We start from the raw sequence: 13,444 nt of genomic DNA on the forward strand, positions 1-13,444 counted from the left end.
CGTTGCGGAAGGCATACATCCAAGCCTAGCCGGGCGCCAGGTCCGCTCCTGCCTCGGCGCTGCGGCGGCGCTGGCCATTGCGTCTTGCCGTCGGGACGTCCCAGGGTGTCAAATCCAAGTAGACAACCCCACGCTGCCGGGAGGCTGGCGGCCCGACCGGCCCCGGGGATGCAACCCAGGAGGTTCCCATGCCTGCGAAAGACGCCAGGGTCCCCGCGAAGGCGGCCGCCCGCGGCACGTCCGAACTCCGGCGGGCCGATGCCGCCGACACCCTGCCGCCGGAAAAGCCGGAGCAGATCCGGAACGTGGCGCTGGTTGGCCGCTCGGGATCCGGCAAAACCATGCTGGCCGAGGCGCTGCTTGCCGAAACCGGTGCGATTTCGCGAAAGGGTTCCATCGCCGAAGGCACCACCGTGAGTGACTCTGAGCCGGCCGCAGTCCACCAGCAACGCTCCGTCGCTCTCTCCGTGGTGCCCTTGGTGGCGGGCGGCATCAAAGTGAACCTGCTTGATACGCCGGGCTATCCGGACTTCGTCGGGGAACTCCGCGCCGGGCTGCGGGCGGCGGACACGGCGCTGTTCGTCGTCTCGACGGTTGACGACATCGATGCTTCGACCACAGCCCTGTGGGGAGAGTGCCAGCGTGCCGGGGTTCCCCGGGCCGTCGTGATTAGCCGGCTGGACCACCCCAGGGCGGACTTCGACGCGGCCCTGGCGAGATGCCAGCGGGCCTTCGGCGATGCGGTCCTGCCGCTCTACCTTCCGGTCAGCGACGGCGGCGGGATCACCGGACTGCTGGGTCTTCTCCCGGGCACCGTTTCGGAACGGCCTACGGGCGACGCGCCGTCCGTGTACCGGAACGCCGATGACGTCGAACGTGCTGGCTCGGAGGCCGCGCGTGGCGCGCTCATCGAAGGCATCATCGCTGAAAGCGAGGACGAAACGTTGATGGACCGGTACCTCGGAGGCCAGGAGATCCCCCCGGATATCCTGGTCAGCGACCTGGCGACAGCAGTGGCCCGGGGGTCCTTCCATCCGGTGCTCGCGACCTCCGCCGAAACCGGCGTCGGGCTGGCGGAACTCCTGGACGTGGTGACACAGGCCTTTCCTGATCCAACCCAACATGAGCGGCCGGCGGTGTCGCACCTGGACGGCAGCCCGGCCGCCTCGCCGGAGNCCCTGCCGGGCCGCTGCTCGGCGAGGTGGTGCGGACCACAACCGACCCGTTCCTGGGCCGCGTCTGCCTGGTCAGGATCTTCTCCGGGTCGCTGCGGGAGGACACGGCCGTCCATGTGTCCGGGCACGGCCTCGCGGAGCGGGGCCACGCCGACCACGACAGCGATGAGCGTGTCACACATCTGTACTCGCCGCTGGGTGCCAGCTTGCGGCCGGTGCCATACGGCGTGGCCGGGGACATCTGTGCCCTCACCAAAGTCGGCCCCGCCGAGACCGGCGACACGATTTCAGCCAGGGAAATGCCGCTGCTGATCCAGCCGTGGGAGATGCCGGAACCGTTGCTGCCGGTCGCCATCGAAGCCGCCTCCCATGGCGATGAGGACGCCCTGGCCAGGAGCCTGGGAAAGGTCGCGGCCGGCGACCCGGCGCTCAGGGTGGAACGAAACTCCGAGACGCACCAACTGGTCCTCTGGTGCATGGGGGAGGCGCATGCCGACGTGGTCCTGGGCAGGCTGCGGGAGCAGGGGGTCAACTTGCAGACTGTCGACGTTGTCATCCCTTTGCGCGAGACGTTTGCCGGGCCGGCCGCGGGCCACGGCCGGCACGTCAAGCAGTCAGGGGGCCATGGCCAGTACGCCGTCTGTGACATCGAGGTTGAACCGCTGGAACGTGGCGGCGGGTTTGACTTCGTGGACAAGACCGTGGGGGGAGTCATCCCGGGACCCTTTATCTCCTCGGTGGAAAAAGGTGTGCGGGGACAGATGCGGAAGGGGGTCTCCGCCGGCTTCCCGGTGGTGGACATCCGGGTGACCCTGATCGGCGGCAAAGCCCACAGCGTGGACTCGTCGGATGCGGCCTTTCAGGCAGCCGGGGCACTGGCGTTGCGGGAGGCTGCGGCAGCCGGGCGCATCCAGCTGCTGGAGCCCGTTTCGGCCGTGACGATCAGCGTTTCGGACGAACACGTGGGGGCGGTAATGAGTGACCTGTCGTCGCGCCGCGCGCGACTGACCGGATCGACGTCGGCCGGGGGAGACCTGACGGAAATCACGGCAGAAGTGCCGGACCAGGAGCTGTTGCGGTACGCGATCGAGCTGCGGGCCCTGACCGCGGGGAGCGGCCGCTTCGAGCGGAGATACCTGCGCCACGAACCGGTGCCCGCGGCGGCCGCCCGTGCCGCCACGAAGGACTGAGGTGCTGTTCCGGAGGGCGGAGCCCCGGCCCCGCACAGTGTTGTCAGCGGAGGACGGCGCTGAGGGGGACGTACTTGAGGTTGGACGTGGCACCGTCCGCGTTGGATTCGTCATGGACCACCAGCAGTCCCTGCTCGAACTGTGGTCCGGCGTTGCCGGTGGTGACGTCCAGGCCGTCCGTGCCGGTCACGGCGTCGACTGAACCGTTGGCGTCCACCGCAAACGACTTGAGGAATAGGTTGCTGCCGGAGCGGTCATAGACGGCGATGGTGGAGTTTCCTTGGCTGGACACGAAGAGATAGCCGGCTCCATCCGCGCCGTAGGCGATGCTCATCCCCTCGATATCCGCTTCCAGCCGGCCTGCCCCCACCACGTCCACGGACCTGCGATCCGCCCCCGCGTCAGGTTCCGCGCCGTACTTCCAGACGCCGGCGTCCTCCTGGCCCACGTACAGCTGCCCGAGCTCGTCGTCAGCGACACAGCTCTCGGTAATGCTGCTGATCGGCAGCGACCTGACAAGCGTGGCGTCCACCTTGCCGGCCCCGTTGTCCGCCAACTCGAATTGCTGGATCGAGCCCGGCCCGCTGGGCGTGACAAAGGCATAGAACTTTCCACTGGCCCTGCTGTGGTACATGCAGAAACCGTAGTTGGGCGCCTCGGTCCCGATGCTTCTGGCCTGGACCGGAGACAAGGTCCTTGTTGCAGTGTCCAGGGCCCACAGCGCCACCGTGTTGTCAGACCGGTTGTTTCCGCCGACCAGAACCAACGACGACCCCGACAACGGGAAACCGGCCCTCAGGTCCACGTTCCCGATCATCCCGTCCGGCCGGAACTGGAGGAGTTTTCCGCCCATGTCGAAGACACCGATGCCACCGCCCGACTTCGATTTGTTGTCCGCAATCACCACGCTGTTCGATGGTGTTGCCGGATCGATCCAAATCGCGGAGTCGTCTGAAATATCGCCCGACCCCGAAAAGCCCTCGGTCTCGAGCGCGGGCACTGCCTTCGGATCGGCCAGCGCCGGGGTGGGGGATTGCGTTGCGGGATCCGGCCTCGGGTGAGCAGTCACGCTTGCGGCAGCGCTTCGGCCCGGCGGGGGACTGGGTGGGGCTGTGCCGGGTCCGCAACCAAGAAGGACGGGGGCGCCCAACGCCGCGAGCGCGAGCAGCGCTGGCAAGGATCGGGCGTGGCCGGCCATAGGGGGATCTAGTCCTGGACGGATTCCCGGAAAACCTCGCGGTGAAGTCTGGTCCGGGCGCTGTTTTCGATCAGTGTGGGGATATAAATTCTGATCCTGCCGGTATCCAGAGAGTCATATTCCTCTCCGACAATGCTTTCTATGCGGTGCCGGGGAGCTGTGGGAAAGCGGTCGGCCAGCCGGTCTACAACCTTGCCGATGATCGGGTCTTTATGTTCATCGCTCACCCACACATTGTGAGTCAGGCCGACATCGACGTCAATCAACCCTCAGTCAGAGCCCCCATGCGTGGCACCAGCACCGGATATCCCGACGACTGGAAATCTCTTCCGGGCTCCCGCGACGCAGCAGGTGCGCCGCTCGGGTCGAAAGCCTCTGCGGCAGGCCGGAGGTGGCCGTGATACTGAATTCATGTGTGCGGATGTCATGGTGCGGCTCATCGACCTCAGAAAACGCTTTGGCAAAAACATCGCACTCGACGGCGTCAGCCTCACCATCGGCCCCGGCGAAGTCTTTGGTTACCTGGGCCCGAACGGCGCCGGAAAGACCACAACGATCCGCCTGCTGATGGGAATGCTGCAGCCGACCTCGGGCAAGGCGGAAATCCTGGGACGGGACTGCTGGCATCAGCCGGTTGAGGTTCACAAGCTGGTGGGCTACGTCCCCGGTGAGCCGGCCCTCTATGACCGCCTTACCGGACGCCACCATGTGACCTACTGTTCGCACCTTCGCCGCCGCGATGACGGGAAGCGGGCAGCGGAGCTGGCCGATCGGCTTGACTTGGACCTTGATCAGCCCGCCAGGACGTTGTCGCGCGGGAACAGGCAAAAGCTCGCCGTGGTCCTGGCTATGATGTCCAGCCCCCGGCTATTGGTGCTCGACGAACCCACCAGCGGCATCGACCCCCTGGTGCAGCAAGTGTTCCATGCGCTCCTGCGCGAGCACACTGCCAGCAGCGGTGCCGTCCTGCTCTCCTCCCACGTCCTCGGCGAAGTGGAACGTGTTGCGGACAGGATCGGCGTGGTGCGGCGAGGACGTCTGGTGGCGGTCGAACGGCTGCAGGACCTGGCCGCACGATCGCTGCACCAGGTGCGCGCAAGCTTCGCGGAAGACATTTCCGCTTCCGACTACGCCGGCCTTCCCGGTGTCCGGGACCTGGTGGTGAATCAGCGCACGCTGTCGTGCAGCGCACCTCAGTCGTCACTGGATGCTCTGCTCAAAAGGGTCAGCGGGCGGCAGGTGGTGGACTTCGAGTGCGCCGAAGCTCCGCTCGAAGAGACGTTCCTGAGTTACTACGGTTCCGAATACGACGGAAAAGACGGCGCGGATGCTTACTAGCGTCCTGACCAAAACCCTGCGCGACCAGGCCCGGGGCCTGCTTGGCTGGTCAATCTCCCTGGCATTGCTCGTCGCCATGTATGTCGCAATCTGGCCCACAGTCCGTGACGAGCCCTCCATGAGCGACTTCCTTGACCAGATGCCGGAGGCGTTCCGCTCGCTGTTCGCGTCCTCTGGAGCGGACATGTCCACCCCTACCGGCTACGTCCAGGTGGAGTTGTTGTCCTTCATGGCACCCATCGCCGTCCTGATGTATGCGATTGGCGCAGGCGCCGGGGCCGTCGGCGCCGAGGAAGATCGGCACACCCTGGACCTGCTGCTCTCCAACCCGGTCAGCAGGAGCCGCGTAATCCTGGATAAATTCCTGGCCATGAGCGCGGGAACTTTCCTGCTTGCGGCTGTCATGGGCTTGGCGCTGGTAGCAGAAGGAAGACTCGTCGATCTCGACCTGGCTGTAAGCACGGTGGCCGCAACCATGCTGCACCTTGCTCTGCTCGGCGTGGTCTTCGGCAGCCTGGCCCTGGCGTTGTCCGCGTCGACGGGACGGACCGGGATCAGCCGCGGCGTGCCTGCCGTGGTGGCCGTGGTGGCCTATGTGGTCAATGGCTTGGCGCCCCTGGTGGAGTGGCTTGAGAGGATCCAAAAACTTTCACCCTTTTATCAGTACATCGGCCATGACCCGTTGCGCCAAGGACTGGATGGCGGAAGCCTGGCAATTTCCACGACAACCGCCCTGGTGCTGCTGGCACTGGCGGTCTTGGGATTCCGCCGCCGGGACGTCGGGGCCTGAGGGGACGGTGCTGCCGTATCGGGCCGAAGGTACGGGGTTGTGCAGCCGGCTCTGAACACTTGGTTGGTCGAAGCGGCGTGCACAACCTGGCGTTTGCATCGAAGTCGTCTGCACCGAACGGTTGCGGCTGCTGCGTTGACGCCTCCTCTCGCGGTCCGACGGAAATTGACACTCAGCGGTCAGGCGGGGTCGCCTGCGCGTTTGATGGCACGTCAACTGAAGGAAATGGGACAGCCGCAGTTTGAGTGATGGTGCCGATGTCTTTCATCTCCCAGCCAGTGGGCTCATTGAAGCAGGCCCGCCCCTCGGGGAACATCAGGGACACCTCGTGGATGTCTTCCCATCCGGACGCGCGTACTTCCGAAGGGGCTCCACGACGAAGTCCACGACATGGCCAGACGCATTGATGACGAAAGCGGCCGCTTCGATCACAGGCACTGCCTCTCAAGCAAAGTCGACATGGAACGTGCCTGCTTCGATTACCGCATTGGAACACAAAGGACGGTGGCAAATACACAGCATACGTCCGGGCGTCCCAGGTCTCTTGTCGGTCACGCCCTGATGAGTTGCAGCGGGGTCGGTCATTTGTCTTCTGGTCGAGCCCGATCGAGCCAATCGCCTAACAACGCGGCGAGTAGTTCGGGCCGCTCGTGCATGACCGCGTGGCCGGCGTCCTCGATGACTGCCAGGGTGGCGCGCGGGTAGCGCTCGAGCAATTCAGCCGCGTCGGCGTACCCGACGACCGAATCGCGTCGTCCCGCCACGACCAAGGTCGGCGCCGAGAACGCGCTCGACCCGACGTCGACCGTCCAACGGGCGAAGATGCGCCCCAGCGCAGCCTCGTCCACAAGCGTCGTACCCGGCACAACGCGGTCGCGGTAGCGGCGAGCGGTGGCCGGGGTGCGCAGGACGAAGTACTCGTCGAACCCCGCGCGCTGGGCAGGTTCGAGTTCGTCATACGCGTCGGCGTCCTGGCGGACCACGTCGTGGCCGGGAACGTTTCGTGACTGCTCGCCGACGGGGCACAACAACGCCAGACCGAGCACCGTATCTGGTCGCCGTGCCGCCGCTCCACGAGCCAGATAGGCGCCATAGGAGTGCCCGAGCAGCATCACCGGTCCCGCGCCGAGGTGATCGATGAAATCGCCGATCAGCGTCACCACATCGTCGTTGCAGGCCAGGCCGTCGGTCGTCGAGAGGCCCATCCCCGGCAGATCCGGATAGATCCGCCGGTATCCCGTGCCGGGAACGATGGCCTCGATCGCCGCCTCGATCTCGCGATGATCAACACCGGCACCGTGTAGCGCAACGAGCGGCACGCCGCCGCCATGCTCGACGTAATGGACCAAGACTTCGTTGATGCGGCACTCCATACCGACATCGTAATGATCCATGCCGACGACGCGAGTCGCCCAGTGGCTCCCGGAGCTTGTTCGGTCGAGTCCCGGCTCGCCACTGGAGCTAATCGGTCCGCCTTGGTAGCTTCAACGCATGGCCATCAAACTGGAGAACGTCGGCATAGCCGTTCGCGACCTCGAAGCAGCAATCGCCTTTTTCACCGACCTCGGGCTCACGGTCGTCGGCCGTGACACGGTCAGCGGCGAGTGGACCGACACTGCCGTCGGGCTTGATGGCAACCACGCCAACATTGCGATGCTCCAGACCCCAGACGGTCATGGTCGACTTGAACTCTTCGAATACATCCACCCCAAAGCGATCGAGTCGAACCCAACCCGTCCCAACGACATCGGCATGCACCGCGTGGCCTTCTCCGTCGACGACATCGACAAAGCCCTTGAGGTAGCTGCGAAGCACGGATGCCATCCGCTACGCGGCGTGGCGACATACGGCGACGAATACAAACTCACCTACCTCCGCGGTCCCAGCGGAATCATTGTGATGCTCGCCGAGAAACTGAAGAAAGACTGACACCCGGTTTGGCCCAATTGGCCTGTGGTGCCAGGTCTCAGGCCGTAAGGCCCCGGAATTGAATGCCAATCAAAATGGCCATGCCGAAATTGGCGACCCGGAACGGTCCGGGACCTGGATTAGCGGGGGAGCGGGGCTGCTCTCATAGCCGGCGATGGGGGAATGCGGGCGGTGCAGGACACGCAGTTCGTGGCCAACGTAGTGCTGAGGCATGACGGGGGATCAGGGAAAGCGTCTGAGTAATCAACAGACGCCAAATTGTCAGCGGAGGCGTTTGGAGGTCAGGGTTCTACAGCCGAACCCGCCGCCATTCTTCCGCTACGCGACCGACCTTTCGGTCTGAAAGGTGCTGACAGTCTCCCCAATCGAGTTGGTCCCAGCCGGCGTTGTTGAATCTGGCGGGCAGGTCGGTTACGTCCTTCTGACTGGTGTTGACGAAGGCTCGCCGGAGTTCTCGCCCGACGAGCGTGATGCGCCGAATGGACCGCCAGGGGCGAAGGCGCGTTCCGCGAAGCGGTGTCCAATGAGGCTGTGCGCGGCGGCGCTCGGGTGCAGGCCGTCGGGCAGCGGCAGTGCGTCGGCGTCGGCCCGTCCATAAAGCTCGAGACCGTCGAGGTAGTGAAGGTTCGGGTCGTCTGCTCGGTGCTCGACGACCGAACGGAGCGCATCGCGGATCACTTCGAGCGTCAGGCGTCCCTGCGCGGTGTTGCCGGGAGTCTCAGTGGTGATGAACTGCACGTCGTCGGTGCCTAAGGTGTCGGTATCAATCGATCCCGGCCCGGGGGTGTTTTCATGGATGCCGCAGAAGATGGGGGAGATGAGAAGGAGAGGCGTGTCGGGGTGCCCGTCGCGGATGGTGTCCAAAAAGCCGTGGATTGCCGGCACGAAGGCACGCAGCCGCATGGAGTCGTAGTTGACGACGTTGATACCGAGCTTGACGCTGATGAGATCAGCCGGGGCGTCGCGGATGACCCGGGCGAGGAACGGGTCGACCAGGGCGCTGCCGCCCAGGCCAAGGTTACGCAGCTCCACATCACGTGCCGTTTGTGCGGCGACAACTGGCCAGATCTCGGTCGGCGCCAGTGCGTTTGATCCGTGGCTGATGGAACTGCCGTGATGCACCCAGAGCGTGGGGGAACGGTCGTCGGCCACTATGGGGGCGTCGGTGCGGAGTTCGACGAGTTCGAGGGCCTCGTTGTGCGGCAGCCACATCTGGATGCGCTTCATGTTCGAACCCAGACCCGTCACCGTGGTGGTGTGGGCCGTACCCGAGTGCGCGCTGGTGGCGCCTGTTTGCAGGTCGATCTCGAGTCTGTCACCGCCGGTGAGTTCGTCGCGTGTGTGCAGGACGCCGTCGACGACGACATCGATGCGGCCGCGCGAGCGCTTTGCGCCGCGGTATGCGACCCGTGCCGGATGCGTGACAAGTTCGATGCGGGACGAAGCCGTGGCGAAAGTCAGGCGGACTCCGGAGGGCTGGGCTTCCGCAGCGAGGAGCTGCGGATCAGGAAATTGCTGGCGCACCCAGACTGGCAGCCGGTGTGGGGCGATGCCGCGCGGTGTCGCTTCTAGTGTGGCGATTCCATGGACAACGTCGATGGTGAACGGGGTCGAGATCATCGGGGGGTCCTTTCCGTAGGCCAGGAGGCAAGTGCGCGCTCGAGGCCGTTGAGCGCGGCTGCCCAGGATTCGTTCAGGTCGTCTGGGCGGTGGGCAAATGCCTCGGCCCGGGTCAGGGCCAGGAACCCGTTGACAGTTGAGGCGACCAGGCGCGTGGCGTGGATGAGCTCATGTGCCGGGATGGGGTAACCCCTGATCACGGCCAGCATGAGGGTTGCCACCTTTGCCGCTTCCGGCGATTGCGCGGTTTCCTTGGTCGCCGGGCGCTGTAGTGCAGCCCAAGCGCCGGGACGTTCGGTGGCATAGTTTCGATGAGCGTCGGCGAGACCGCGGAGGGCTGCCTCCCCGGAGCGTCCGGCGACACTTTCGCCGATACGCGAGCCGAGTTCATCCAGCACGAGCCGCTGGATTCCGCTATTGAGGCCGGTTCGTCCCTGGACGTGCTCGTAGAGGCTGGCAGGCTTCACGCCGAGCGTGCGTGCGACTGCGGCCATTGTGACCGCGTCGATTCCCTCCCGGTCGGCAAGGGCCGCCGCAGCCTGCAATACGGTCTGTTCGTTGAGATTGGCGCGAGGCATAACCGTATCCTACACATATTAGGCGACTACCTAAGGTGCGTAGGTTTCTGGACTGACCATTTTGTTCGGGGCCAACGTTTTATGGGTGGATGGCTAAGCCGACCCCCGCGGCGCCATGGCACATTCTTGAGTCCGGTCAGGTGTATCTGAAGCGTGCCGTTCAGGGGAGTCCGGCCGCTCGAGACGGAGGTCAGGAGCGCCTGGACCTTGGCGGAGCGGCCTGGTGCGGAACTCCGCGGGAGAGGGCCTGATTGATTCATCTGATGAGATGCGCAAAGTACAACTGGATAAGCGGGTTATCGCTTTGGGGTTTATTCCTCGCTCCGTGGGCGAGCTGAGGGTCTCTATCGATGATGCTCGCCGTCATACCCTCTGGTGCTTTGTCACTGGGTTTTGTTCGCAGTTTGGTCGCGACTGCGCTCTTCGGCGAAGCGGGGGTTCTTGCCGACAACGTAGCTCGACATGGGTGCGCCGGCGGCTCCCGCGTGGCGGGACAGAGTCTGCTTGCTGTATCCGAGCATGCGGGCAAGTGACGTGGCGTCAATTTCTTTGACCAGGCTCTGCAGGGTGGTGTTGCGGATGCCTTGGATGTTGACGCCCATCCCGCGCAGCTTCAGGAGGTGGGTGTTGGGGGATCGGGGTGCTCCTGCGCGGACGCCCGGGAAGAGCCAGCGTGTATCGCGGTTGACTGTCTGTTGGCCGGCGCGGTCCTGGAGGTGGGCCCAGAACATGGGTGCCAGCAGCTCGGGAATAGGTGCCGGATACCGGCCGAGACTGAGGAACATGCCTTTGCCGGTCACTTCGACGTCGTCGATGGTGAGCATGGCGATCCTGCCGATGGGGATGCCATAGAGCAGGAAGATCAGCCCCGCGATGCGGATCGACAAGGCGACGTTGTCGGCCTCGATGAGCTTGCGGACAAGGTCCAGGCGTTCCTGCTGGCTGAGGACGGGCGTCGTCCTGGCCAGCCGCGCAGCGACCTGGATGTCCTTCCCCGGCGTTTCCCGCTTGAGGTATTGGATGAAGTTCCGGATATGTCGACGGGTTGAGGTGCCCTCGGAGAGGTATTCGTCGATATGTATCTGGCGGAAGGAAGCTGCTGTCCGGCGGTGCTCATCGAGGAGCCAGCGGAGGAACTTTCCGGCCTCTGTGATCTCCTGCTTGGCCGAGCGCACGGCATAGTTCATGTTCTTCGTCGCGGATGACTCCGCCCGAAGTCTCTTGAGGTGATGCCAGCGGGCGAAACGCTCGATGGGGGCGTGGATTTCCGGCGTCGAGGAGAGCTGGTCGAGGCGTTCTTCCAGCCACTGCTCGAACATGGCCAGCTGCCGGTCTTCCTGTGCGGGCAGGATCCGGTTATGAGTGAGGATCGCGCGGACGTGCTCGACCGCCGGCGTCTTGGGCAGTTCGTCGAAAGCCCGGTGGGAGAGCTCGATCTCCCTGTCACCGATCCGTTTGAGCAGCCCGGCGGACCGGCCACCGTTGCTGCGCAGCCAGGTGTAGATGCTCTCCGGCCGCGTGGCCCCGGTCAATACCTTGATAAGGCGTTTGAGCCGCAGGTCGGGTGGGTCATTCGGCCTCAGAAGCTCCGTCAGATCGTTGGCGAGAACGCAGGTGATGCAGTGACCCCCGCGGAAGCGCTCGGCCTCGCGGCCGCAGTTGTCACAGGTGAGGTCCGTCGTGATGCCGGCGCATTCGCGACAGATGTCGTCGCCCGCATCCGTTCGACCTGGCAGCATTCTGTCGGCACCGCAGAGCGGGCATTGACCGTATCGGTGGGTTGCGTTCGTGAAGCATATTCCGCAGATCCGTCCGTCTGGCCAGCGGACCCGGATCTTTCCGGTGGTTCTCCCGCAGCGGTCGCAACCCTCGCTCGTCCTGTTTGATCGGGGACGACCGCGCGGCTTGAACTCACTGCTCATCGGGACGGGTAATGCGGGCGCGGACCGGGCGGTAGGCCTCCATCAGGGGGACATCCGTGCCGTCGCCGACGGCGGTCCGACGGCGCTGGGTGCGGGTTTCCGTTCCTGTGTAGGTAAAGATTTCGTTGGCTTCGACCTTGAAGATGTCGCAAAGTGCTGCCAAGACCTGGAAGGCGATCCGGTCCGGGTTCTGTCCGACGAGTCGGTAGATCTGCGACTCGGAGAGCGTGATGCCACGCTCCCGAAGCGGAGCGACCAGATCGCGGCTGTTGCGCATCCCGGCGCGTGCCATCAGCTCCTTGACGCGGAACTGGTAGTCGATTTGACGGTTCATCGTGATGCCTTTCCGGAAGGCGTTGTGGGTTTGGTCAGCAGCTTGCTGTTGCTGGCCAGGAGGGTTGTGTTGAGCACGCGTTCCAGTTCGCGCGCGGCGAAGTCGGGGGAGGGAAGTGTGTAGATCGTGGTCGTCGCTGTGTGCTCGTGGCCAACCTGCATCGAGATGAACTTGGTGTCATAGCCGTACTCGGTCTGCATGTGCGTGACATAGGACCGTCGCAGGGAGTGAAGGTCGAGCCCCGGCGGAAAGCCGAGTTCGTCGAGGAATCCGCGCATCCGATCCCGGAGGTTCTTTTCCGGAACCAGGCCGCCGCGGCCAGTCGGGAAGAGATCGCTGACAGGCTGCCCGTAGCGGGGAAGACCGCGTTTGACCCAGTCATCAACCGCCTCGGCTGCCCAGTCCAGGAGGGTCAGCACGGACCGCTGTTTCTTGGGGGAGCCCTTCTGCGACTTCCCGAACCGGACGCGCAGAATGCCGTAGTCGCCGAAGTACGGAGCCTTGACATTGCGGGAGAAATCGACCAGGCCGAGGTGACGGAGTTCGTCGCGCCGAAGGCCCCAACCGTAGGCGGTCTTGAAGGCGACGGCGTCACGCCACGCGGCAAGAGCGCCCTTGCGTCCGGAGTTTATGATCCGTTCGACTTCCAGGTCGGCTAGGTCGAAGAAGGCCTGCAGCTCCTCGAGAGTAAAGGCACGCTTCTCCGGACCCATATCGGCATCCTGGACGTGCCTGGCTTTGTTGAACTCGGTGATCACCTGGGAAAAGGTTGTCCCGAAGAGGCGCCCGCAGTTCTCGTTCCACGGGTATTCAGGGTTGGTTGCATACTCGCAAAACAGTTTGATGTCCGTCTGGTAGGCCCGGACAGTGGACAAGGCCAGGTTCTCGACACCGCGAAGATGGTCGAACAGCTCGTCCGCGTCGACGGGGGCCCACTCCCACGGATACTTGCCCGAGAAGTCCGCCAGGCGCATAACAGATGCGACCCGGCGCCTGGTCGTTTGCATGGTGAAGTTTTGCGCCGAGTGCGATCGCTTCCACCCGGTGAGCACCTCGCTCAGGAACCCGTCACGATCCGGCTCTCGATTAGGCAGCGGGAGGAACGCGAGACCGCCGAACTTATCACCCAAGGAGCCTCCTATGTCGACTGCAATTTTTGCAGTCAAAATGCAAAAAATGCAACAATGAGACACAAAATGCCTGATCAGACCCGGATTTTGCGACACAGGAAACCACAACAGTTCGCCTCGCCCGAGGTGATCCTGCGCGTGGCGAATCGAGCGAATCGCCTGGTCAGGGCCGATCTCGGCTCCTGAGCGATCGTTATCAGAAGTGGATGTATTCGCAGAAAATGCGAATAGCCTCTTTAC

At 64.3% G+C, this 13,444-nt stretch carries 11 protein-coding genes and 1 pseudogene; 4 read left to right on the forward strand and 8 right to left on the reverse strand.

Annotated features, from left to right (window positions below):
- Positions 1-188 precede the first annotated feature (188 nt).
- Positions 189-2,365: pseudogene (locus tag K789_RS23555) on the forward strand (elongation factor G-like protein EF-G2).
- 43 nt (positions 2,366-2,408) lie between these two features.
- On the opposite strand, the gene K789_RS0118775 reads toward K789_RS23555, so the two are convergent.
- Both K789_RS0118775 and K789_RS0118780 read right to left on the reverse strand, forming a co-directional pair.
- On the reverse strand, positions 2,409-3,434 hold the full coding sequence (locus K789_RS0118775; RefSeq protein ID WP_157835699.1) for a phytase: 1,026 nt from the start codon (positions 3,432-3,434) through the stop codon (positions 2,409-2,411).
- 137 nt (positions 3,435-3,571) lie between these two features.
- Positions 3,572-3,790, reverse strand: coding sequence for a three-helix bundle dimerization domain-containing protein (locus K789_RS0118780; protein WP_051181162.1), 219 nt, complete (start codon positions 3,788-3,790; stop codon positions 3,572-3,574).
- A gap of 184 nt (positions 3,791-3,974) precedes the next feature.
- On the opposite strand from K789_RS0118780, the gene K789_RS0118785 reads away from it, so the two are divergent.
- Together K789_RS0118785 and K789_RS0118790 are read left to right on the forward strand one after the other, a co-directional pair.
- Positions 3,975-4,901, forward strand: coding sequence for an ABC transporter ATP-binding protein (locus K789_RS0118785; RefSeq protein ID WP_024368100.1), 927 nt, complete (start codon positions 3,975-3,977; stop codon positions 4,899-4,901).
- Positions 4,891-5,691 (forward strand): ABC transporter permease subunit, encoded by an 801-nt coding sequence (locus K789_RS0118790; RefSeq protein WP_024368101.1) that lies wholly within the window; start codon positions 4,891-4,893, stop codon positions 5,689-5,691. Before K789_RS0118785 ends, K789_RS0118790 begins: the two co-directional genes overlap by 11 nt.
- A gap of 581 nt (positions 5,692-6,272) precedes the next feature.
- Here K789_RS0118790 and K789_RS0118795 read toward each other — a convergent pair.
- Positions 6,273-7,085: an alpha/beta fold hydrolase gene (locus tag K789_RS0118795; RefSeq protein WP_237739641.1), complete on the reverse strand. Its 813-nt coding sequence runs from the start codon at positions 7,083-7,085 to the stop codon at positions 6,273-6,275.
- A gap of 97 nt (positions 7,086-7,182) precedes the next feature.
- Between K789_RS0118795 and K789_RS0118800 the strand changes: the two genes are divergently transcribed.
- Positions 7,183-7,620 (forward strand): VOC family protein, encoded by a 438-nt coding sequence (locus K789_RS0118800; RefSeq protein ID WP_024368103.1) that lies wholly within the window; start codon positions 7,183-7,185, stop codon positions 7,618-7,620.
- Between the two features lie 411 nt (positions 7,621-8,031).
- Here K789_RS0118800 and K789_RS0118805 read toward each other — a convergent pair whose 3' ends face one another.
- The 5 genes from K789_RS0118805 to K789_RS0118825 form a co-directional block, all read right to left on the reverse strand.
- The gene (locus K789_RS0118805) at positions 8,032-9,240 is read right to left on the reverse strand and encodes a GDSL-type esterase/lipase family protein (RefSeq protein ID WP_024368104.1); all 1,209 of its coding nucleotides are present in this window, start codon (positions 9,238-9,240) and stop codon (positions 8,032-8,034) included.
- A complete protein-coding gene (locus tag K789_RS0118810) occupies positions 9,237-9,818 on the reverse strand; it encodes a TetR/AcrR family transcriptional regulator (RefSeq protein WP_024368105.1) in 582 nt (193 codons plus the stop codon). The genes K789_RS0118805 and K789_RS0118810 overlap by 4 nt, the downstream gene beginning before the upstream one ends.
- Before the next feature lie 383 nt (positions 9,819-10,201).
- Complete coding sequence (locus tag K789_RS0118815; RefSeq protein ID WP_024366786.1) at positions 10,202-11,557, reverse strand: hypothetical protein; 1,356 nt, start codon at positions 11,555-11,557, stop codon at positions 10,202-10,204.
- A gap of 172 nt (positions 11,558-11,729) precedes the next feature.
- On the reverse strand, positions 11,730-12,074 hold the full coding sequence (locus K789_RS0118820; protein ID WP_024366785.1) for a helix-turn-helix domain-containing protein: 345 nt from the start codon (positions 12,072-12,074) through the stop codon (positions 11,730-11,732).
- Entirely contained in the window at positions 12,071-13,204 is a 1,134-nt protein-coding gene (locus tag K789_RS0118825) for a tyrosine-type recombinase/integrase (RefSeq protein WP_024366784.1), read from the reverse strand. The genes K789_RS0118820 and K789_RS0118825 overlap by 4 nt, the downstream gene beginning before the upstream one ends.
- Positions 13,205-13,444 lie beyond the last annotated feature (240 nt).

The sequence above is a fragment of the Arthrobacter sp. TB 26 genome (genome assembly GCF_000427315.1).
GTDB lineage: Bacteria > Actinomycetota > Actinomycetes > Actinomycetales > Micrococcaceae > Arthrobacter.